Source organism: Desulfoprunum benzoelyticum (assembly GCF_014201505.1).
Classification (GTDB): Bacteria; Desulfobacterota; Desulfobulbia; order Desulfobulbales; family Desulfocapsaceae; genus Desulfoprunum; species Desulfoprunum benzoelyticum.
The window spans coordinates 104,046-124,913 of record NZ_JACHEO010000006.1; the positions used below are offsets into that span (position 1 = coordinate 104,046).

Consider the following 20,868-nt stretch of genomic DNA (forward strand, 5'->3'; position numbering starts at 1 on the left):
TTCACAACATCGGTTTTAACTACTTCAGCGTGAGCAGTGCCGAATCGGCAGATGTGCAATGTACATGGTTACTTAAGATATCTCAACAAGCTTTTGGAAGAGAGAAACGCCGCGGATCGCACTTCCTCGAAAGGCTGTAGACACACGGGACAACGCATGTTCTACAAACACCTTGAACAGTTCCACCTCCTCCTTGTCCTCCTCTTCGCCTTGTCACTCACCGGTTGCGCCAGTGAGAGCCGGTTAAACCCACTTTCGGATCCATCGTCCTCCCTGTCGTCCGACAGGCGAAATGCAGACGGAAGCGAGGATCCCGACCTCAGTCTCGAAGACGTCGAGGCCCAGGGAAGCCTTGAACAGGAAATGGCGGCCCTGCGCCAGACCGGGATGTGGGACAGCGAGACCTCTCCCGTCACCCAGCGGGATAAGGAAAGATCTATCGACACTTTCCCACTGGTGATGAACAAACAGGTCGAGATGTACCTCAACCTCTTTCAGACCCGGCATCGTAAAATCTATGAATCATGGCTTTCCCGATCTTCGATTTATCTCTCGCTGATGGAGAAGGAGTTGAAGAACGCCGGGTTGCCACGCGAACTGATCTACCTCTCGATGATCGAAAGCGGCTACAATCAGCGCGCCTGCTCTCCGGCCAACGCCGTTGGCCTGTGGCAGTTCATCGATGGTACTGCCAGGCAGTATAATCTCGATATCAACACCTTTGTTGACGAGCGGCGGGACGCCGAAAAGTCGACCAAGGCCGCTGCCGCCTTCCTGTCTGAACTGTATCGGGAATTCGGTGACTGGCATCTGGCGGTTGCCGCCTACAACGCCGGAGCGGGAAAGATCGGCAGGGGTCTCACGAAATACAATGTTTCCAGTTTCTGGGAACTTGCCCGGGAAGATTATCTCGCCCTGGAAACAAAACGCTACGTCCCGAAACTGATTGCCGCCATCATCATCGGCAAGAATCCTGAAAAGTACGGATTCACCAAGGTGCAGAAGTTCCGCCCCCTTCAATACGCGACGATGAAGGTCCCGCCCGGACTCAGCCTTGATGCCCTCGCCGTGGTATGCAACACCTCGGTGAAGGAAATAAAATTTCTCAACCAGGAATTACGTCAGGGCAAGACCCCGCCCAATCGCCCCGATTACGAGGCCAAAATTCCCGTCGCCGCCCAGGAAATCGCCGGCAGGAACATTTCGCGGCTGCATAGCGTCGTCACGACAGGCTTCAAATCCTACCGGATCAAACGCGGCGATACACTGTCGTCGATCTGCAGCACCTACGGCATCAACAAGACCACCCTCCTCAAGGTCAACAATCTCCGCAGCAAGAAACTCACCCGCGGCCAGTACCTCCGTATTCCCTATAACACCGTGTCCTATCAAATCCTGCCCGAGGGCAGCAAAATGGCCCTTGCCGCCAACAAGAGCAACCTGATCCTGCACCGTGTAAAGGCGGGAGAGCACATCTCGAAAATCGCCTCCAGGTATAACGTCACCCCCCAGATGATCGCCTCCTGGAATGGCTTGAGCAGTGTCAACAAGATCTCCGTCGGTCAGCAGTTGGCGCTGTATCCGGCCGACAGGACGATAACAACCATCCCGGGGGCAGTGACGATTGCATCGCTGGAGGATGACGAGATCGGAACCGCCTCCGCCCCCCGTTCCGGCAGCGATACGGTCAGGGTGCTGACAGCGGATAAGAAAAAAATGTCGCACCAGCCGACCACGGTCGCGGCATCCAGCAGGAAAAATGGCGCCATTGCCCACGCTCAGAACAAGACGAGCGTCAGGGGAGCACGCATACACACCGCCCAGACCATTTCCGCCCAGACGGTGCAGAAAAACATATCCTCCGCCCAAACCTCCCGAACGCTCTCTTCCTCTACGGGTAAGACCGTCCTGGCTAATTCGCTCAAGAAGAAAAGCAATGGCAACAGAGTCAAGCTCAAAGACAGCTACAGCTTGTATCAGGTGAAAGATGGGGATACCCTGTGGACTATCTCCAAAAAATTCAATGTCTCCTCCGTTCACATCAAGGAGTGGAACAACCTGAAATCCAACGTCATCCATCCTGGAAGCCAGCTGAAAGTCAAAGGAGTCTGAAGTAATCACCTCCTCTTTTTCACTACGGCACCATAATCAGGGGCTCCTGCCTTTCCGTTTCGTCGGACACGTATTACATTTGTCTGCATGAACGTCTTCCGAACAATCGCTCGCGAGCGGTGGTATCGCTCAACCAGCTCAACATGGTCTCATGATTGCAACTGCTGAAACTCACGAATACGGTCCCGATGTCCATTTTCTCAGGCATGGAGATCGGGAGATCATTCTGGTCGGAACTGCCCATATCTCCCAGGAATCAGTCGACCTTGCACGAACGGTCATCGACCGGATGCAACCGGACTGCGTCTGTCTTGAACTTGATGACAAAAGATACCAGGCCCTTACCCAGAAAGAACGATGGCAATCCCTTGATCTGAAAGCGGTAATCCGCAACAAGCAACTGTCGACCCTGGTGATCAGTCTGTTCATGGCCTCTTACCAGAAAAAACTCGGCAACAAACTGGGAGTCACCCCGGGGGCGGAACTGCTCGCCGCCGATCAAGCCGCCAAAGACAGGCAGATCCCGGTTTCTCTCTGTGACCGGGATATCCGGATCACTCTCCGCCGCGCCTGGAAATCAACCTCTCTGTGGAAGAAAGGCTATCTGGTGACCTCGCTGCTCGCCAGTATCTTTGACGATACCGAGATCAGCGAGGAAAAGCTGAGCGAACTGAAGCGAAAGGACGTTCTCACCGAGCTGATGGACGAACTGGGCGAGACCCTTCCCGATCTCAAGCGCGTCCTGATCGACGAGCGTGATATCTACCTCGCCGAAAAGATCAAGAGTTCGCCGGGCCAACGCCTCGTTGCCATTGTCGGCGCCGGCCATATCAGCGGCATTGTACGGGAACTGGCAATCGACAATCGGCAGCGGATTGCCGACATCAGCACCATTCCGGAGGTGTCATCGACCTGGAAAATTGCCGGTTGGGGGATCCCAATCTTCATTATCGGCTCGCTCGTTGTCATCGGCATTCAGAAAGGGGCGTCGGTTGCCGGCGCCAACTTTCTGTTCTGGGTCCTGGCTCACGGCATTCCAGCCGCCCTTGGGGCCATGATCGCCTTGGCCCATCCCTATACGACCATCGGCGCATTTTCCGCCGCTCCTTTTACCAGTCTTACCCCGCTGATTGGAGCAGGTTACGTCACCGCCTTCATCCAGGTCATGCAGCGCCCGCCGGTCGTTCGCGAATTCGAGACAGCCGGGGTCGACATGACCACGCTCAAGGGCTGGTGGCGCAACAAGTTCCTGCGGGTTCTTCTCGTTTTCTTCCTGACCACCCTGGGCTCGGCCTTTGGCACATGGGTCGGCGGCTACAGGATCCTGAGTGATCTTGTTGGCTGACACCACCTCTCATTATTGATCGTAATTTACCCATATGAACGAAATAACAGAACAATATGCCTCCATTCTTACGCCCCGTCAGAAAAAATTCCTCAAAGGTCTCGGCCACGATCTCCCTCCGGTGATACTGGTCGGCAAAGAGGGGATGAGCGACCGGCTTATCGGTGCAACCGATCTCGAACTGACCCGACACGAGTTGGTCAAGATCAAAATCGGCAACAACAGCGGCCTCGAAAAACATGAAACCGCCAGTTCCCTTGCTGCAGCGACACAGAGCACCCTCGTCCAACTCATTGGCAAGACGGTCCTCCTCTACCGGAAAAATCCGGAACGACCGAAGGAAAAGCAGCTGGTATTGCCGAAAGGTTGAAACCCGGATCCTCCCGCCCCTCACAGGGCCTGCCGGATTTTGACACCTGATCTTGTCAGGCTGACTGCGGCTCCAATTGGGACCGCGGCAGACCTTCACCCTCCCGTTTGCGGCAACTGGCGGCAACGGATATCTTTCCCGGATGTCAAACGAGATCGATGAGTCGAGTGGCCCCGCCCTGGCTCGCAAGAAGCAGTTCCGGCCGCTGTGAATCGGTAAGAACACGGTTGGCCGCCGCCATTGCCAGCTGCGGGGTATTGTTCATCTCACTGAGATGGGCGAGAACCACCAGTTGCAGATCTTCATGGAGCAGCGTCTGGAGGAAGGCCGCGGCATCTTCATTGGCCAGATGCCCCTGGGAGGAGCGGACCCTCTGCTGCAGGGCCGGTGGATAGGGACCGTTTTTCAACAGCTGTAGATTGTGATTGAATTCGAGAATGATGGCGTCGCAGGCCGAAAGCCGCTGCCGCATGAGATGGCTGGCCCGCCCGGTATCGGTGCAGTAGCCGAGGGTCACCCGGTCGCTCTTGATCACGTAACCGACGGGATCAGCGGTATCGTGGGAAATCCGAAACGACCGGATCATCAGATCGTTGACAGTGAATTCGCCACCGGTCTCGTATTCCTGCCGTTTCCACAGTTTTTTGAGAGTGGCCTCACCACCCGCAAAAGTGCCGGGATTGGCATGGACCGGCAGACTGCAGCGGCGTGACAGGACGCCGACACCGGCAATGTGATCGTTATGATCATGGGTGAGGCAGATGGCGTCAAGATCGGCGGCATCCCTGCCGATGCTCTTGAGCCGGCCGACAATCTCCTTGCCGGAAAAGCCGCCGTCGATCAGGATGGCTGTCCCGCCACTCTCGATGTAGACGCAGTTCCCTCTGCTGCCGCTGCCGAGCACGGAAAATCGCATCTCAAATACCGGTATGACCGAAGCCGCCGGCAGCCCGGTCGGTGGCGTCAAGCTGCTCGACGACCCGTAATTCCGCCCGGATGACCGGCGCCAGCACCAGCTGAGCGATTCGATCGCCGCGACTGACCCGAAAGGGGGCCACGCCAAGGTTGATCAGCGCAACCTTGACTTCGCCGCGATAATCGCTGTCGATCGTCCCGGGACTGTTGATCAGGGTCAGGCCATGCCGCAGGGCCAGGCCGCTTCTCGGCCTTACCTGGATTTCATACCCCGGTGGAATGGCGACGGCAAAGCCGGTCGGAACGAGGGCGATCCGCCCCGGATCGATCTCGACATCCTGCTCCACCGCCGCCCGGACATCCATGCCGGCGGCAAGAGCGGAGTGGTAACGGGGGAGATCGAGATCCTGTGTCTTCAGCGGATCCAACCAGCGCAACCTGACGACGACTCTCTCCGTTTCGCTCGATTTCCCTGGCCCCACCGGACACCCCCTAAAAAAAATGCCGGCTCATACGGGCCGGCATCTCCTGATTCATTACTGCGAAATCCCGAGCCTATTCCATCAACGCTTTACGGCTCAGGCGGATACGGCCCCTGTTGTCGACATCGAGGACCTTGACTTCGACCTCGTCGCCTTCCTTGAGGACATCAGTCACCTTCGCCACCCGTTTGACATCGAGCTCCGAGATGTGGATCAATCCGTCGGTACCAGGCAGGATCTCGACGAAGGCTCCGAAATCCTTGATCGTCTTGACGACTCCCTTGTATACCGCACCGATTTCGACCTCGGCGGTGATCTCGCGCACCCGGTTGATGAGGGCCTCGGCCAGTGTCCCGTTGATGGTGAACATCTTTACCAGGCCCGAATCGTCGACCTCGATCTTGGCATCGTACTCGGCCGACAGCTCCTTGATAACTTTGCCACCGGGGCCGATCAGGTCGCGGATCTTGTCCGGATTGATCTTGTGAACGAAATATTTCGGGGCGTGTTCGGCCACCTCTTCCCGGGCCTTCGAGATCCCCTTCTCCATTTCTCCCAGGATATGGATCCGTCCGCTTTTCGCCTGCTCCAGGGCCGCCGCCATGATCGCCTTGTCGACACCGGCGATCTTGATGTCCATCTGCAACGAGGTGACACCGTGGCGCGTGCCGACGACCTTGAAATCCATATCGCCGAGATGGTCTTCGTCGCCAAGGATATCGGAGAGGATGACGACCTTGTCGCCTTCCTTGATCAACCCCATGGCAATGCCCGACACCGGCGCCTTCACCGGCACGCCGGCATCCATCAGGGCCATGCTGCCGCCGCAGACGGTCGCCATCGACGAAGAACCGTTCGATTCGAGAACCTCGGAAACCACCCGCACCGAATACGGGAAATCCTCCGCTGAAGGCAGGACGGCGGAAAGGCCGCGCATCGCCAGGTTGCCGTGACCGATGTCGCGTCGACTCGGTCCGCGAAGCGGCCTGGCCTCACCGACACAGTAAGGGGGAAAATTGTAATGGAGCATGAAGCGGTTGCTCTCTTCGCCGGTCAAGGTCTCGACCCGCTGTTGATCCCGTTCGCTGCCGAGGGTGGCGGACACCAGGGCCTGGGTTTCGCCGCGGGTGAACAACGCTGAACCGTGAGTCATCGGCAGATAGCCCACCTCGCAACTGATCGGCCGGACCTGGTCGAAACTCCGGCCATCGATCCGGACCTGGCGGTCGACGATCATCGACCGCATCAATTCCTTTTTGTAGGATGACAGCATGTCGCTGATCTGCCCCGCTCTTTCACCGCTGTCGTCAACCTGGGCGATGACCATTGCCTTCAATTCGTCATACAGGCGCCCTCGTTCCATTTTGTCGGCGGTGGATATGACCGTATCCAAGCCGGCGGCGGCGGCTTCCCTGACCTTGGCCTGAAGCGTCTCGTCGACGGTAATCTGCTCCACAACCCTTTTGGTCTTGCCGTTGGACTGCTGCAGATTCTCCTGCAGATCGATCAACGGCTGCAACTGTTCAAAGGCATAGAAGATCGCCGACAGGACAATGTCCTCGCTCAGTTCATCCGTCCGTCCCTCGACCATCACGACCGCGTTGCGGGTACAGGCGACGATCATGTCCATCGCTGACCCGGACAGTTCCTTGGCGGTGGGATTGAGGATGAACTGCCCATCGCTATAGGCGACCCGACCGCCGGCAACCGGCCCGTCAAAGGGGATGTCGGAGAGCGTCAGGGCGCAGGACGCCCCGGTCAACGCCAGGACATCGGGATCGTTCTGCTGGTCAGCGGAAAGAACCGTGGCAATAACCTGGGTTTCGGCACTGAAACCGGAAGCAAAAAGCGGACGCATGGGCCGGTCGATGATCCGGCAGGTCAAAACCTCGTGGTCACTTGGACGCCCGATCTCACGGCGAAAATAATTGCCGGGAATCCGGCCGACCGAGGCCAGCTTCTCCTGATACTCGATCGTCAGGGGCAGAAACCCGGCATCCGGCCGGTTTTCCTTGGCCGCCACCGCCGTTACCAGTACCATGGTACCGCCGCACCGTACGACAACAGATCCTGACGCCTGCTTCGCCAATTTACCGGTCTCAATGGAGATGACCTTACCACAGATCTCGGCTTCAACTTTTGTATACATGTTTTCTCCAGATGTTCAGCATCAGGGAACGACCAAGCGCCATTTTCCTGGCTGGATTATCCACCAGCCCCGTATGCTCTTTTTTATCCGATGGCCTTCAACTACAAAAAGCTCAGCCCGTCCCGGCAGTCCGGAACAGGCTGAGCGTCACAATGGCACCGACGTACGTCTCCACTCGATCCCTACACCAGGGAATGGGACTATTTTCTCAGACCAAGGTCCTGAATCAGGGTACGGTACTGCTGCACATCCTTTTTTTTCAGATAATCGAGGAGGCTGCGGCGCTGTCCGACCATCTTCAACAACCCCTGACGGGAATGATGATCCTTGGCATGGACCTTGAAATGCTCTGTCAGATACTTGATCCGGTCGGTCAGCAGTGCAATCTGCACCACCGAAGAACCGGTGTCGGATGGATGGATTTTATACTTCTCGATGATTTCACATTTTTTTATTGCTGATTGAGCCACAACAGATCCTCCTGAAGCAAGACGCTCGTTGATATCATGAAGTTGGTATTTTTTCTTTTCGTTTCGGGTGAGCCTGATCACCAGCTCGACCGCCTCTTCCAATCATGCCCTGAAGTTCCCAAAGCAAGGTGGCGTCCCCTGGGGTACTTCTCAAGATCATGATCTTCCTCTGCGGAGTGCAATATTATCGGACTATCCTGATTATTGCAAGAGATTACACGCATCCTCGACGGACATGGCCGCGTTCAGCACCTGCTGACGGTCGGCTCCAGTTCTCAGCACATCACCGGACAGACTGCCGTCGAGGAAAAAACATCCACTCCGCGTTCGCCGGAGTTCCTTGAGATAGGCGCCACAGCCAAGGCTCGCCCCGATATCGGCGGCAAGGGAACGGATATAGGTGCCCTTGCTGCATACCACCCGCAGACGAAGCAGGCATTCATCGCCGACAAGATCATGTTCACCGTCGGTCCGCTCGAGCACGAAGATATTCACCTCCCGCGGCTCCTTGACGATCGTGATCCCCCGCCGGGCGTAGTGATACAGTGGTTTGCCCTTATGCTTGAGAGCCGAGAAGGCCGGCGGGGTCTGCAACTGGGAGCCTCGGAATCCAGCCAAAACCCGTTCGATCTCGACGGCATCTTTTCTGCCGACAGCACAACGGTTGGTGACGGTTCCCTCGGGATCGAGGGTTGTCGTCTCCACGCCAAGACAGAGGGTGGCAAGGTACTCCTTCTCACCGTGCATAAATCGGGGAATCAACCTGGTCGCCGCCCTTCCGGCGCAGAGGATCAGCAGGCCGGAGGCAAACGGATCAAGCGTGCCGGCATGGCCGACCTTTTTCAGGCCCAGGACACGTCGAAGCCCCCGCACCATGGCAAAAGACGTCGGACCGGCGGGCTTGTCGACCAGAAAAATCCCGCCGGTGTCCTGAAACGACAGTTCCCTGGCAACGCTATCCGGCAATGCGACTGGGTCCATTACCGATCAACCGACGGTTTTGTCCAGCTGTACGCCAAGATCCTGACTCAGGACGCTGAGCACTTCGGTTCGAACTTCGGCCAGGTTTTTATCGGCGAAACGAAAACCGGCAGCGTTACGGTGTCCGCCGCCATTGAACATCTTCGCGATCTCGGCCACATCGCATTCACCTTTGGCCCGAAGGCTGACGGAGATATTCCCCGGCTGGACCTCCTTGATGAAAACAGCGACCTTCACCGTCTGCAGCGACCGCGGATAATCGATGAATCCCTCAATGTCCTGGGCCGCGGCACCGCTCGCCACGAACATGTCCGGCGTCACGTGGATACAGGCGATCTGGTCGGCGGCGTAGAGGGTCAGCGTCGCCAGGACGAGCTGCAGCAGTTTCAGCCGGACGACGCTGTAATTATCATAGATCTTACAGGAAATTTCGGCAGGATTGACCCCGGCTTCAAGCAGTTTGGCTGCAATTTCAAAGGTTCGGGGATGGGTCGAGTCAAAGCGGAATGATCCTGTGTCGGTACAGATCGCCACATAGAGATGAAAGGCGCAGGAATACGATATCTCCACCCCCAGGGCCATGGCCAGTTCGTACACCATCTCACCGGTAGACGATCGGCTCGGCTCGACCCAGCGGCACACGCCGTACTCCTTATGGGATTTATGGTGATCAATCACCATCAGAGAGGTGATGGCCAGCAGTTCATCCTTGTACTTGCCGAGGCGATTGTCGTCGCCGCTGTCAAGGGCGATGACCGCCGTCTTGTCTTGCACCTGGCGGGCAAAGTCATGCAGGGCATCGAGATCGCAACTGGCCCTGCTGGCACCGGGAAGGAAGGCGTACAGCTGCGACACCGGTTCCTCGACAAAACAGAAGACCTCCTTGCCGAGACTTTCAAGGACATCGGCAAGCCCGAACATCGAGCCAAGCGCATCGCCATCCGGATGAATATGGGTCAACAGAACGAAACGTTGATTGTCGGAGATACACTTCGTTATGGCCTCAGGAATTCCCGTCACCGTGATCCCTCTCATCTGCAATTTCCTGGAAAATACTATCCAGGTGCTCGACCTTCTCCGCTACCTCGTCATACTTGAACTGCAGGGTCGGGGTATAGCGCATGTTCATGGTCCTGGCGAGATGGGTACGCATAAACCCCTTCGCCCGCTCCAGTCCTTCCGTTGCCGCCCGCACCGCCTTGCGGTCACCAAGGATGGTAAAGAATATTTTGGCATTCTGAAGGTCATCACTGACCTCGACCCGCGAGATGCTGACACCGGCCAGTTGCGGATCGCGCACCTTTGTCAGGATCAGCATCGCCAATTCCTTCTGAATGACATCGGCCACCCGTGCAGACCGTTTTTGTCCGGCACGACCCAGCCCCAGTGCATCAAACGTTCTTTTCGGGTCGAAGCTGCCTGCCATACCTTTCACCTCACTCAAGCGTCGCCTCGACCTCGCGCAGCACGAAGGCCTCGAGGTTGTCGCCGATCTTCAGATCGTTGAAGTTTTCCACCCCGATGCCGCATTCGTATCCGGTCAGTACTTCCTTCACGTCATCCTTGAAGCGACGCAGCGAGGCAATCTTGCCGGTGAAAATCACGACTCCCTCACGGAGTACACGGACACTGGCATTGCGCTGAATCTTGCCATCAGTGACAGAACAGCCGGCTATCGTGCCTATTTTCGGGACATGGAAAATCTCACGGATCTCCGCATTACCGATGACATCCTCCTTGAAGGTCGGCTCGAGCATACCCACCATCGCATTACGGATATCGTCAAGGGCATGGTAAATGACATCGTAGGAGCGGACATCGACATTTTCCCGAACCGCCAAATCCTTGACCTTGACCGTCGGCCGGACGTTGAAGCCGATAATAATGGCCTCGGAGGCCGAAGCCAGGAGGATATCGGACTCGGTGATGGTACCGGTCCCCTCGTGCAGGACCTTGACCTTGATATCCTTGGTCGAGAGCTCTTCGGCGGCCTTGGCGAAGGCCTCGAGGGTCCCCTGGACATCGGCGCGGATAATGACGCGCAACTCCTGCACCTCGCCTTCGTTCATCTTCTCAAAGAGCTTGTCGAGGGATATCTTGGAGGTGGCTCCAAGTTCCATCTCTCTCGCCTTCAGGGCCCTGGCGCTGCTGACGCTTTTTGCCATCTTCTCGTCGGTAACCACGAGAAATTCGTCGCCGGCCGAGGGAACGCCGGAAAGACCCTGGACCTCGACGGGAATCGAAGGTCCGGCCTTTTTAATGGGCCGGCCCTTGTCGTCCAGCATCGCCCGGACCTTGCCGCTGAACTGACCGACGACGAAATGATCACCGCGATTGAGCGTCCCCTCCTGGACCAGCACGGTCGCCACCGCCCCACGGCCCTTGTCGAGTTGAGCTTCGACGACCCGTCCTTTGGCCTTCCTGGTCGGATCGGCCTTGAGTTCGAGCATCTCGGCGACCAGCTGGATACTCTCCATCAGGTTGTCGATACCGATATTTTTTTTCGCCGAGGTCTCGCAGTAGACCGTCTGCCCGCCCCAGTCCTCGGGAGCGAGATTGAGGTCGGACAGTTCCCTCTTGACCCGATCGATATCGGCATTGGGCTTGTCGATCTTGTTGACCGCCACCAGGATCGGAACCCCGGCCGCCTGGGCGTGATTTATAGCCTCACGGGTCTGATCCATAACGCCGTCATCGGCTGCCACAACGAGAATGACCAGGTCGGTTATCTGCGCCCCGCGCGATCGCATTTCGGTAAACGCGGCATGCCCCGGGGTATCGACGAACGTGACATCGCCGGCGCTGGAACGAACATGGTAGGCGCCGATATGCTGGGTGATGCCGCCCGCCTCACCGACCGCCACATCGGTCTTGCGAATCGCGTCGAGAATCGAGGTCTTGCCATGATCGACGTGACCCATGACCGTGACAACCGGAGAGCGTGGTTGCATCTCCCCGCCCTCCTCGGCCTCCTCGAACATCTGGATGCCGATCTCCTCGGTGATGCCCTGCTCGACCTCGTAACCGAAGTCAGTGGCAATCAGCATGGCAGTATCGACATCCACCGCCTGGTTCATCGTTGCCATCACGCCGAGCGACATGAGTTTGGCGATCACCTCGCTGGCCTTGACCTTCATCCTGCTGGCAAGTTCGGCAACGCTGATCGTCTCAAAGACCTTGATCCGTCTCTTGCTGGCCTTCATTTCAGCAGCCGGAGGCATTGTCTTGTCGCGCCCCTTGTCACGTCTTCCTTTCTTCCCGGAACCGCGTGGAGCCTGATAATCGGCACCGAAATGGGTAAACTTGACCCCTTTTTTACCCTTCTTGCCTGCCCCTTTACCCTGCCGCCGATCGTCCTCTTCCTCGACAGCCCCTGGAGCCCGTTTTCCCTTTTTCTTGCCGCGGGCGCTGTCCTCGGTCACTGGTGTGACCACGGCCGCGACCGGCTGCTCTCCCGCAACTTTTCCCGCAGGTCCCGTTCTGGCGACTTTCTTTTTGAACCGCTGCGACGACTGATCATCCTCCACCGGGATCGCGATCGTGCCGACGACGCGCGCCAGACCTTTACGGGCCGGCAACTTCTTCTCGACTTCCTTTTCTTTTTCTTTCTTCGGCTTGCGTTCGGGAAAAAACTGTTTGGTTTCGAAGGCAGGCGATTCGGCAGCCTCCGTCTCAGGGGTTTCCCCGGCGTCTTCGGTCCGAATCGGCGCTTCGGCCTCCCTCATCTCGGTCTCCCGTTCCGAAGTCGGTGTCAATATCACATGCGGGGCATCTTTCTCATCTCCATGTTCAGCGATGCGCTCGGCCTGCTTCTCCTGATCGGCCTCCGCCGGGGATGTCTCCACGGCTTTCTGGATCAACGATTCTTTCTCGCTTCTTTCCATTGAAGGAATGGCTGCGCCTGGAACCGGCCGTTCTTCTTCGTCACCCGCTTTAGGCTGCTCGGCGGCAACCTCTTCGGGAGCGGTTTTCGGCCTGCGGCGGATCACCGTGGTCCTTCTTTGAACGGGCGCCTGCCCCCGGTCGGCAGCAATGGGCTTTTCCGCCAGTTCGACATTTGCCTGCCGGAGAACCGTCTTGCGGATCGTATCAGCGACGTCTTCATCAACCGTGGAACTCGGCCCCTTGATCGCATAACCCTTTGCCACCAGCTTGTCTGCCAAGGCCTTGCTGTTCATCCCAGCCTCTTTGGCTAACTCATAAATCCTCACCCTGCTCATTCGTTGCTCCCGTCTATCCTTCTCTACGGCATCCTTTCTCAGAGTTGGCAGTCCGCAGCGGCACAGCTTTCTCTCAAGTATTATAAAGAGTATTTCCCTAAAGGCGAAACAGTCTTTTCCATTTTTTCTTCTGGCTCAGGAACCTTTCGAGGCAAATTTCATCCCGGCAGCAATATGCTCCGCGACCCTTGCAGCGCCCATCGGCATCCCGAACCGGCTGTTCATCCCCCCAGACAAAGCGCTGCATTTCCCCTTTGCCTCGCTTTGTCCCGCAGGCGGCACAAGTCCGAACAGGTTCCGTCATGGGTGAACATCACATGATGTGCGGTTCATCATCCCCATTGCCTTCGCCCACCGTATCGGTATCTTGATCACCATCTGGCTGATTCTCCTCCGAAGGCTGCTCCTCGGCAACAGCAATCGGGGCGAAGTTCGCTGGTGATTCCCCGCTGATCTTTCCGGCCGCGTGAATCAGGTAGGCGGCAAATTCATCATCGATGGCGCGGATGACGGTGAGTTCCTCGACCTGGGCCCGGGCCAGCGCTTCAACCGACGGTATGCCCTTGGCGAGGATCGTGTCGGCCAAGGCCTCGTCGACGCCTTCAATCTCCAGCAGTGACCGATACCCTGGATCCTCGAGATTGGCATAGCGCTGCTCGCTCTTGACATCGATTCTCCACCCCAGAAGCTTCGAGGCCAGGCGCACATTCTGGCCCTGACGTCCGATCGCCAGCGACAGCTGATCGTTCGGCACGACCACAAGCAGGGAATGGTTTTCCTCGTCAACCATGACCATGCTTACGTGGGCCGGGGCCAGAGCGTTGTAGACATACTTGGCCGGATCCGGGCTCCAGGTCACTATGTCGATCCGCTCGCCCTGCAGTTCCTGGACGACATTCTGCACCCGGGAACCCTTCATCCCGACGCAGGCACCGACCGGATCGACGTCGCTTTCGGAGGAACTGACGGCGATCTTGGCGCGAAAACCCGGCTCGCGGCTGACGCCCATGATCTTGACGATTCCCTCGGAGATCTCCGGAACCTCCATCTGGAAAAGCTTGGCCAGGAACTCGTCACAGGTCCTGGAGAGGACCAGTTGGGAATCGCGCGCTGTCTGGCGCACCTCCATCAGGTACGCACGGATGCGGTCCCCCTGTTTGAAGGAGCGTTTCGGGATCTGGTGGTCCTTCGGCAGGATCGCGTCGGTACGACCGAGGTTGATGATCATATTGCCACGATCGAAGCGCTGGACGATCCCGCTGACGACCTCGCCGAGACGATCCTTGAACATATCGTAGATGACCTCGCGCTCGGCATCCTTCATCTTGTGAATGATGACCTGCTTGGCCGACTGGGCGGCGATCCGGCCGAGATCGGTGATGTTTTCCATCTTTTCGCCCAGTTCGTCGCCAAGCTGGACTTCAGGGTCAAGGAGCAGGGCATCGTCAATGGATATTTCGGTCTGCTCGTCTTCGGCCACCTCGACGACGTTCCTGAATTGATAAACCTCGACCTCGCCGAATTCCTCGTTGTAGCGGACCTCGATTTCGCGCCGGCTTCCCAGCTTCTTGCGCGCGGCCGACTGTACCGCCTCTTCAATGGCCTCGATCAGCAACCTCCTGTCGATGCCGCGATCCCTGCTGATCTGGTCGATTATGCGCTTCAATTCCGATAACATGCTTTACCCCATCCTTTACCGTCTCTATCTCGAGAATGTAATTCTGTCATTCCCCGAATTTTCAACTATTCACTTCAAAACACCAGCCTGGCCCTGCTGATCTGATCGAAGGCGACACGAATTTTACCCCCATCCTCGAGATCGAGCTGTATCGCCTCTTCCGACGCTTCGCTGATGATTCCGACAAACACCTTCTGGCCGTCAACGTTTTCATGGACCCTGACCTTCGCTTTCTTGCCGAGAAACCGGTTGAAATCGCGGACACTTTTCAGCGGCCGCTCGAGGCCGGGCGACGACACTTCGAGGTGATAGGGATGATCGATCACATCCTCGACATCAAGGAATTGTCCGACTTCACGACTGACGTCGGCACAATGATCGACGGTGACGCCTTCTTCCCGGTCGATAAAGAGACGCAGGACCCATCCATGCCCTTCCCGGCGGAACTGGACATCGACCAGTTCCAATCCCATCGTCGGCAGAAGGACCTCAGCAAAGGCCCGAACCTTGTCCGCTACATGATCACTCATATTTTCATCGCGCCCAGCCAGCCAACCGGTATTTTCCGGCCAAACAACTTAATTCTGTAAATTCAATATGATCAACCGGAGTCTCAACCTGACAGACAACCCCCCTCTCCGGTCAACGGGCATAAAAAAAAGCGGGCATTGCCCACTTTCCAAAGCCTGCCTGCAAAAATTCTGCAGGAAGTATACCGGAACAGAACGATTACCGACCAGATACACCGGTCCCGCTCTGGAAATGGAGCGGGCAACGAGGCTCGAACTCGCGACCCCAAGCTTGGGAAGCTTGTGCTCTACCAACTGAGCTACACCCGCACCAGATACAACAGCGGCGTTACATAACCATATTAGTGATGGCCTGTCAAGCATGAAGCAAAAGCGAAAGAACAGCCGACGGGAAATTCGATTCCCGCTGAAACCTGCCTCACGGATCTTGACAAAAAGCAAAAATCTCCACATATTTCGACTGTGGGACTGGTACGAGCATGCAATTTTTCCAACCCATGAGGAAATCGCCAATGAAAAAATTATCCGCTTTCATCTGCCTGGTATCGTTACTGTTGGTCTCTGCCCCGGCTTTCGCCCGCGGGGGAGGTTACTATCCCCGCGGGGGAGGAGGTTACTATCACTACCCTCCCCCCCGCTACTACAGCCATCACGGGCACCATGACGGCGACATCATCGCCGGGGTCGCCTTCGGATTGCTGACCGGAGCGATCATCGGCCAGGCCTTCGCCCCGCCGCCGGCGCCGGTCTATACCCCTCGCTATTATTATGCCCCGCCTGTCGTCGTCGAGCAGCAGCGGATCTGCGTCGAAGAACGGGTCGTCAGTGGTGAATGGCAGCAGAATCCCTATGACGGAACCCGGTACTGGGTGTCTTTTCCGTACCCGATGAAACGGAGGTACGAGGTCCCCTGCTACTGACGATTCCACGTCCTATGGCGGTACCGGCAGGCGCTTGTGCGCCTGCCTTTTTTTTATCCGAACGTCTGACCCCCGATGTCCTCACTGCGTTGTGCCCGGATCGGCCGGCCACACCCCACCAGCCTGCACTGCAGGTGCTAAGGTCAAAAACCAGACATGGCAATATTCACCCCCCGAGCCCTTCCCGTCCTGATCGGCAGCCTGCCGCTGCAGGAGCATGCCGCCGCCATTGAACTCATTATGGCCCATACCCCTGAGATCCCCCTCTGGCCCCAGCTTCCGGTCTTTCGCGACGAGGGGATGCTGCGCCAGTTCCTCCCCGGTCTCCCCGGGATCTCGGAAATGGACGACCGGCTGTTCATCAACACCGAAAAGGATGAATTCGAGGCCGAGATCCTCGCCTTTTATGAAGAATACCTATCGGTCGCCGAAGACGCCGTCGATCTCGCCGACTCGCGGTTTACACTCTCCGAAAAGGAGGCGAAGGGATTCTTCACCTTCCTGGACATTGCCCACCGGAACAAAGAGGCGCTGATCGCCCTCAAAGGCCAGATCACCGGTCCGATCACCTTCTGTACCGGCCTGGTCGATCAGGGGGGCAAAGCCATATTTTACAATGACCAGCTGCGGGATGCGGCCGTCAAGCTGCTGGCGCTCAAGGCCCGCTGGCAAACCCGCAGGATGAAGGAAATCGCCGAAACGGTGCTGCTCTTCTTCGATGAACCGGCCCTGGCCGGCCTTGGGTCATCGGCCTATATCACCATCACTGCCGACGAGATCATCGCCTGCCTGGCCGAGACCTTCGAGGCGGTTCGGGCCGAAGGCGGACTGGTTGGGGTCCACGTCTGCGCCAACACCGAATGGCCGGTCATTTTCGATGCCGGTATCGACATCCTCAGTTATGATGCCTACTCCTTTTTCGACCGGCTGATACTCTACCCCGAGCACCTTCGCAGTTTCCTGCAGCGCGGTGGCATACTGGCAACGGGCATCGTGCCGACCGACGAGGAGCTGATCGACAGGGAATCCGCCGATTCCCTGGTCGCCAGATGGGACCAGCAGACGACGCAACTCGAACAGCTGGGAATTTCACGAGACAAGATCATCGCCCAGACCCTCATCACCCCCAGCTGCGGCACCGGATCGATCTCGCCGGACCATGCCCGCAAGGTCCTGGAGATGACCCGCGACGTCTCGGCCTTTATCCGCAGCAGAAAATAGCGCCAACCTGTCAGTTTCTCCGAGGGCATCCCGTTTTTATCCCGTCACGAGGATGGTACAACGGCATCCGTCCGGCAATCCCGGGCGTCTTCGGCCGCTACCAACCAGAGGGAAGAAACCAAACCTTACAGGGAGGATCTCCTGCTGGAGGAAAGATTTGAGCTTTCCCCCGGCCCAGCGTTCCGGCCGATGCCCGAAGCGATCCGTCGGCAATGTAGTCGTTGACATCATCGGAAAAAGATGTTCTAGCAATGCCCCCTGCCGCGCAGACATCCTCTCCATGTCCCAAGAGCACCGACAACCACAATGAAAAAAATAAATCTTCCGTTATTTTATAATCTTACCGATACCAATCGATCCAGTTTCATAGAAAATACATTTGACAAACAGATATTCGACCTTTACAACAACTCTCTGTTTTGGTCCGCGTCCGGAGCCTTCGAGTACCCCATCAACACCAGCTTCCATTCTTCGTCCTCGACCAAAGCCGATACAGCTATCATTCAAGCTTCCATCCGGCGAACAACTGACGCGATGGTCGACAATCCGCAGCCAGCCTGATCGACAACCTGTTCATGACTGAAAAGACTCTCATCATCGCCGAAAAACCCAGCGTCGCAGCAGACATCGTCAAGGTGCTGCCCGGTAAGTTCACCAAGGCCAAGACCCATTACGAAGGGGAACGGCATATCGTGTCCTTCGCCATCGGCCACCTGGTTTCCATCCGCTACCCCGAGGAGATCGATCCCGCCTATCAAAAATGGGATATCGCCAAGCTCCCGATCCTGCCGGAAAAATTCCCCCTGAAGGAACTGCCCGACACCAAGGGGCAGCTGCACGCCCTGCAGAAACTCATCCGCCGCAAGGATGTCGTCGAGATCATCAACGCCTGCGACGCCGGCCGCGAAGGGGAATTGATCTTCAAGTACATCATCCAGTATGTGTGGAACAGCTCCGTCGGCCACAAGACCTTCAAACGGTTATGGCTGCAATCGATGACCAGCGAGGCTATCAGGACCGGCCTCACCCGACTGCGATCCGACAAGGAGATGCTTCCCCTCGAGGACACCGCCCTCTGCCGCTCCGAATCAGACTGGTTGATCGGCATCAACGCCACCCGCGCCCTGACCGGCTACAACTCGAGGCGAGGCGGTTTCTTCCTGACACCGTGCGGTCGGGTGCAGACACCGACCCTGTCGCTGCTGGTCAAACGCGAGCGGGCCCGCCAGATTTTTGTGCCGCGGCCGTATTCGACCCTGCTCGCCACCTTTGCCTACGACCAGGATGCCTATCAGGGAAAATGGATCGATCCTCATTTCATCCGGGAGGAAAATGACGGCTACGAGCGCGCCGACCGGATCTGGGAGAAAGAGAAGGCCGAGGCCATCGTCGCCGCCTGCACCGGCCAGCCGGCGGCAATCGAGGAGACGAGCAAGAAGACCTCCCAGCGCTCCCCCCAGCTCTTCGACTTGACCTCGCTGCAACGCGAGGCCAATACCCGCTTCGGCATTTCGGCCCAGAAGACCCTGTCCATCGCCCAGTCCCTCTACGAACGCCACAAAGTCCTGACCTACCCGAGGACCGACAGCCGGCACCTGCCGGAAGATTACAACGACATTGTCACCAGGGTCTTCAAAGCCCAGACGGACTGGCAGTTTTCCCACTATGCGACGGAAGCGCTGAACAAAGGGTATATCCAGCCGGACAAGCGGATCTTCAACAACAGCAAGGTCACGGATCACCACGCCATCATCCCCACCACTGCCCTTTCGGCCACCCTGTCGGAACCGGAAATGAAGATCTATCGGATGGTGGTGCAACGGTTTCTCGCCGTCTTCTTCCCCCCGGCCGTTTACCTCAATGCCCGCCGGATATCGGTCGTCTCCGGCGAGACCTTCGTCACCGAGGGCAAAATCCTGCTCGAGGCCGGTTGGAAGGCGATCTACGGCAAATTCGAGGACGATGACACGGATACGGTGCTCAAACCGATTCCCGCCGGGGCCGCGGTGAGCTGCATCCAAATAAACCGGGATGAGCAGGAAACGACGCCGCCGCCACGTTTCAACGAGGCGACCCTGCTCTCGGCGATGGAGAATTCCGACAAACTGATCGACGACGATGAACTGGCCGACGCGATGAAAGAGCGCGGTCTCGGCACCCCGGCCACCCGCGCCGCGATCATCGAAAAACTGATCAAGGAGAAATACGTCGTCCGCGAAGGCAAGGACCTCACTCCGACCGGCAAGGCCTTCGACCTGCTCGCCCTCCTCGAGGCAATGCAGATCGATGTCCTCGCTTCGCCGGAGATGACCGGTGAGTGGGAGCTGAAGTTGAACAAGATGCTCAAGGGTGAATTTTCGCGGCACAAATTCATGGAGGAAATTCGAAACCTGACCCGTCACATCATCTCCCAGGTCAAGAATTTCGAGACCGATGCCACTGAACCGGAGGCCCCGTTCAGTCCTGTGGCCGGAAAACGTTTTTTTTCCTCCCCGACCGCCTATATCTCCGAAGACCGCAAGATCAGGCTGCGTAAGATCCTCGGTGGCCGGGTCATGGCCGAAAACGAGATCGTCGCCCTGATCGAAGGCAAGACCCTCGGCCCTTTCAGCGACTTCCGGTCAAAAAAGGGCAAACCGTTCACCGCCTCCATCCACCTGGTGAACGACAAGGTCGAATTTCTCTTTGCCGAATCGACGAGCAATCTCGACCTGGAGGCCATCCGCCAGGGAGAGCCCCTCGGCCGGTCGCCGATCGACGGCACACCGGTATACGAGACCCCGACCGCCTATATGTCCGAATCGGCCCTGACCGGCGACGACAAAAACGGTCTGAGAATCAGCCGCATCATTCTCGAGAAGCCGATCACCGCCCAACATATCCGGCAGATGCTGGAGGAGGGAAAGACCGAACTGATCCCGGGCTTCATTTCCAAGAAGAAACGGCCGTTCGACGCCTATCTGCTGCTCTCGAAAAGCGGCAAGGTCACCTTCGAGTTCCCGCCGCGAACGCCGAAAAAACAACAAAAATAAATTGACAGCCCCGGGAGAAAAGGGCACAAGAGAATCATGAAACAACTCAAGATAGAACACCGCGACAAGAGCGGGCTGGAAATCGCCAGGCTCTGCGCCGCCATCGCCCTCGACACCAAGGCCGAGGATGTGGTGGTCCTCGATGTCCGGGGAATTGCATCATTCACCGATTACTTCGTCATCATGACGGGCCGATCGACCCGCCATGTCCAGGGCCTCGCCGAGGCCATCGAGGGAGAACTGAGCAACAAACGGGTGAAGGCCGCCCATGCCGAAGGGCTGCAGGAAGGGTTGTGGGTCCTCCTCGATCTCGACGATGTCATTGTCCATATCTTCTACCACGAACAGAGAAAATTCTACGATCTGGACGGGCTCTGGCATGACGCCAGGCGTGTCGATATCTCTGCCGGCGAACAGGACACTCCGCTTTCCTGATCGCGCCT

Annotated in this window: 18 protein-coding genes and 1 tRNA gene; 7 read left to right on the forward strand and 12 right to left on the reverse strand. The window is 57.4% G+C overall.

All coding sequences use genetic code 11. The features are described 5' to 3' along the window. The first annotated feature begins 156 nt into the window (after positions 1-156). The 3 genes from HNQ81_RS07345 (at position 157) to yhbY (ending at position 3,827) form a co-directional block, all read left to right on the forward strand. On the forward strand, positions 157-2,112 hold the full coding sequence (locus tag HNQ81_RS07345; protein ID WP_183349833.1) for a LysM peptidoglycan-binding domain-containing protein: 1,956 nt from the start codon (positions 157-159) through the stop codon (positions 2,110-2,112). A 151-nt stretch (positions 2,113-2,263) separates the two neighbouring features. Beyond that, entirely contained in the window at positions 2,264-3,457 is a 1,194-nt protein-coding gene (locus HNQ81_RS07350) for a TraB/GumN family protein (RefSeq protein WP_183349835.1), read from the forward strand. Positions 3,458-3,491: 34 nt separating this feature from the next. Further along, entirely contained in the window at positions 3,492-3,827 is a 336-nt protein-coding gene (yhbY, locus tag HNQ81_RS07355; protein WP_205240165.1) for a ribosome assembly RNA-binding protein YhbY, read from the forward strand. 145 nt (positions 3,828-3,972) lie between these two features. On the opposite strand, the gene HNQ81_RS07360 is transcribed toward yhbY, so the two are convergent. From HNQ81_RS07360 to HNQ81_RS07415, 12 genes are all read right to left on the reverse strand, one after another. After that, on the reverse strand, positions 3,973-4,743 hold the full coding sequence (locus tag HNQ81_RS07360) for an MBL fold metallo-hydrolase (RefSeq protein ID WP_183349838.1): 771 nt from the start codon (positions 4,741-4,743) through the stop codon (positions 3,973-3,975). A 1-nt stretch (position 4,744) separates the two neighbouring features. Next, entirely contained in the window at positions 4,745-5,224 is a 480-nt protein-coding gene (dut, locus tag HNQ81_RS07365; protein WP_205240166.1) for a dUTP diphosphatase, read from the reverse strand. Between the two features lie 73 nt (positions 5,225-5,297). Next, positions 5,298-7,373, reverse strand: a complete 2,076-nt coding sequence (pnp, locus tag HNQ81_RS07370) for a polyribonucleotide nucleotidyltransferase (RefSeq protein WP_183349840.1) — start codon at positions 7,371-7,373, stop codon at positions 5,298-5,300. 200 nt (positions 7,374-7,573) lie between these two features. Further along, positions 7,574-7,843 (reverse strand): 30S ribosomal protein S15, encoded by a 270-nt coding sequence (rpsO, locus tag HNQ81_RS07375; RefSeq protein ID WP_183349842.1) that lies wholly within the window; start codon positions 7,841-7,843, stop codon positions 7,574-7,576. A 201-nt stretch (positions 7,844-8,044) separates the two neighbouring features. Beyond that, complete coding sequence (truB, locus tag HNQ81_RS07380) at positions 8,045-8,824, reverse strand: tRNA pseudouridine(55) synthase TruB (RefSeq protein WP_240191615.1); 780 nt, start codon at positions 8,822-8,824, stop codon at positions 8,045-8,047. Between the two features lie 6 nt (positions 8,825-8,830). After that, the gene (locus HNQ81_RS07385) at positions 8,831-9,859 is read right to left on the reverse strand and encodes a DHH family phosphoesterase (protein WP_183349845.1); all 1,029 of its coding nucleotides are present in this window, start codon (positions 9,857-9,859) and stop codon (positions 8,831-8,833) included. Beyond that, positions 9,828-10,250, reverse strand: a complete 423-nt coding sequence (rbfA, locus tag HNQ81_RS07390) for a 30S ribosome-binding factor RbfA (RefSeq protein ID WP_183349847.1) — start codon at positions 10,248-10,250, stop codon at positions 9,828-9,830. The genes HNQ81_RS07385 and rbfA overlap by 32 nt, the downstream gene beginning before the upstream one ends. A gap of 10 nt (positions 10,251-10,260) precedes the next feature. Further along, positions 10,261-13,044 carry a translation initiation factor IF-2 gene (gene infB / locus HNQ81_RS07395; protein WP_183349849.1) on the reverse strand — a complete coding sequence of 928 codons (2,784 nt, stop codon included), beginning with the start codon at positions 13,042-13,044 and terminating at the stop codon, positions 10,261-10,263. Between the two features lie 97 nt (positions 13,045-13,141). After that, positions 13,142-13,348: a YlxR family protein gene (locus HNQ81_RS18080; protein ID WP_183349851.1), complete on the reverse strand. Its 207-nt coding sequence runs from the start codon at positions 13,346-13,348 to the stop codon at positions 13,142-13,144. A 9-nt stretch (positions 13,349-13,357) separates the two neighbouring features. After that, positions 13,358-14,722: a transcription termination factor NusA gene (nusA, locus tag HNQ81_RS07405; RefSeq protein WP_183349853.1), complete on the reverse strand. Its 1,365-nt coding sequence runs from the start codon at positions 14,720-14,722 to the stop codon at positions 13,358-13,360. 74 nt (positions 14,723-14,796) lie between these two features. Next, on the reverse strand, positions 14,797-15,252 hold the full coding sequence (gene rimP / locus HNQ81_RS07410; RefSeq protein ID WP_183349855.1) for a ribosome maturation factor RimP: 456 nt from the start codon (positions 15,250-15,252) through the stop codon (positions 14,797-14,799). 233 nt (positions 15,253-15,485) lie between these two features. Beyond that, positions 15,486-15,561, reverse strand: a tRNA-Gly gene (locus tag HNQ81_RS07415). Positions 15,562-15,764: 203 nt separating this feature from the next. Here HNQ81_RS07415 and HNQ81_RS07420 point away from each other — a divergent pair. The 4 genes from HNQ81_RS07420 to rsfS all read left to right on the forward strand — a co-directional run bounded on the left by HNQ81_RS07420 (position 15,765) and on the right by rsfS (position 20,860). Further along, the gene (locus HNQ81_RS07420; protein WP_183349857.1) at positions 15,765-16,172 is read left to right on the forward strand and encodes a hypothetical protein; all 408 of its coding nucleotides are present in this window, start codon (positions 15,765-15,767) and stop codon (positions 16,170-16,172) included. Positions 16,173-16,328: 156 nt separating this feature from the next. Further along, positions 16,329-17,393 (forward strand): uroporphyrinogen decarboxylase/cobalamine-independent methonine synthase family protein, encoded by a 1,065-nt coding sequence (locus HNQ81_RS07425; RefSeq protein WP_183349859.1) that lies wholly within the window; start codon positions 16,329-16,331, stop codon positions 17,391-17,393. A gap of 575 nt (positions 17,394-17,968) precedes the next feature. Next, positions 17,969-20,425 carry a DNA topoisomerase III gene (locus HNQ81_RS07430; protein WP_183349861.1) on the forward strand — a complete coding sequence of 819 codons (2,457 nt, stop codon included), beginning with the start codon at positions 17,969-17,971 and terminating at the stop codon, positions 20,423-20,425. Positions 20,426-20,461: 36 nt separating this feature from the next. Next, positions 20,462-20,860 (forward strand): ribosome silencing factor, encoded by a 399-nt coding sequence (rsfS, locus tag HNQ81_RS07435; protein WP_183349863.1) that lies wholly within the window; start codon positions 20,462-20,464, stop codon positions 20,858-20,860. The last annotated feature ends 8 nt before the right edge of the window (positions 20,861-20,868 follow it).

Coding starts and splice junctions, on each gene's coding strand:
- HNQ81_RS07345 (WP_183349833.1), top strand. CDS start 157: ATGTTCTACAAACACCTTGAACAGTTCCACCTCCTCCTTGTCCTCCTC.
- HNQ81_RS07350 (WP_183349835.1), top strand. CDS start 2,264: ATGATTGCAACTGCTGAAACTCACGAATACGGTCCCGATGTCCATTTT.
- yhbY (WP_205240165.1), top strand. CDS start 3,492: ATGAACGAAATAACAGAACAATATGCCTCCATTCTTACGCCCCGTCAG.
- HNQ81_RS07360 (WP_183349838.1), bottom strand. CDS start 4,743: ATGCGATTTTCCGTGCTCGGCAGCGGCAGCAGAGGGAACTGCGTCTAC.
- pnp (WP_183349840.1), bottom strand. CDS start 7,373: ATGTATACAAAAGTTGAAGCCGAGATCTGTGGTAAGGTCATCTCCATT.
- truB (WP_240191615.1), bottom strand. CDS start 8,824: ATGGACCCAGTCGCATTGCCGGATAGCGTTGCCAGGGAACTGTCGTTT.
- HNQ81_RS07385 (WP_183349845.1), bottom strand. CDS start 9,859: ATGAGAGGGATCACGGTGACGGGAATTCCTGAGGCCATAACGAAGTGT.
- rbfA (WP_183349847.1), bottom strand. CDS start 10,250: ATGGCAGGCAGCTTCGACCCGAAAAGAACGTTTGATGCACTGGGGCTG.
- infB (WP_183349849.1), bottom strand. CDS start 13,044: ATGAGCAGGGTGAGGATTTATGAGTTAGCCAAAGAGGCTGGGATGAAC.
- HNQ81_RS18080 (WP_183349851.1), bottom strand. CDS start 13,348: ATGACGGAACCTGTTCGGACTTGTGCCGCCTGCGGGACAAAGCGAGGC.
- nusA (WP_183349853.1), bottom strand. CDS start 14,722: ATGTTATCGGAATTGAAGCGCATAATCGACCAGATCAGCAGGGATCGC.
- rimP (WP_183349855.1), bottom strand. CDS start 15,252: ATGAGTGATCATGTAGCGGACAAGGTTCGGGCCTTTGCTGAGGTCCTT.
- HNQ81_RS07420 (WP_183349857.1), top strand. CDS start 15,765: ATGAAAAAATTATCCGCTTTCATCTGCCTGGTATCGTTACTGTTGGTC.
- HNQ81_RS07425 (WP_183349859.1), top strand. CDS start 16,329: ATGGCAATATTCACCCCCCGAGCCCTTCCCGTCCTGATCGGCAGCCTG.
- HNQ81_RS07430 (WP_183349861.1), top strand. CDS start 17,969: ATGACTGAAAAGACTCTCATCATCGCCGAAAAACCCAGCGTCGCAGCA.
- rsfS (WP_183349863.1), top strand. CDS start 20,462: ATGAAACAACTCAAGATAGAACACCGCGACAAGAGCGGGCTGGAAATC.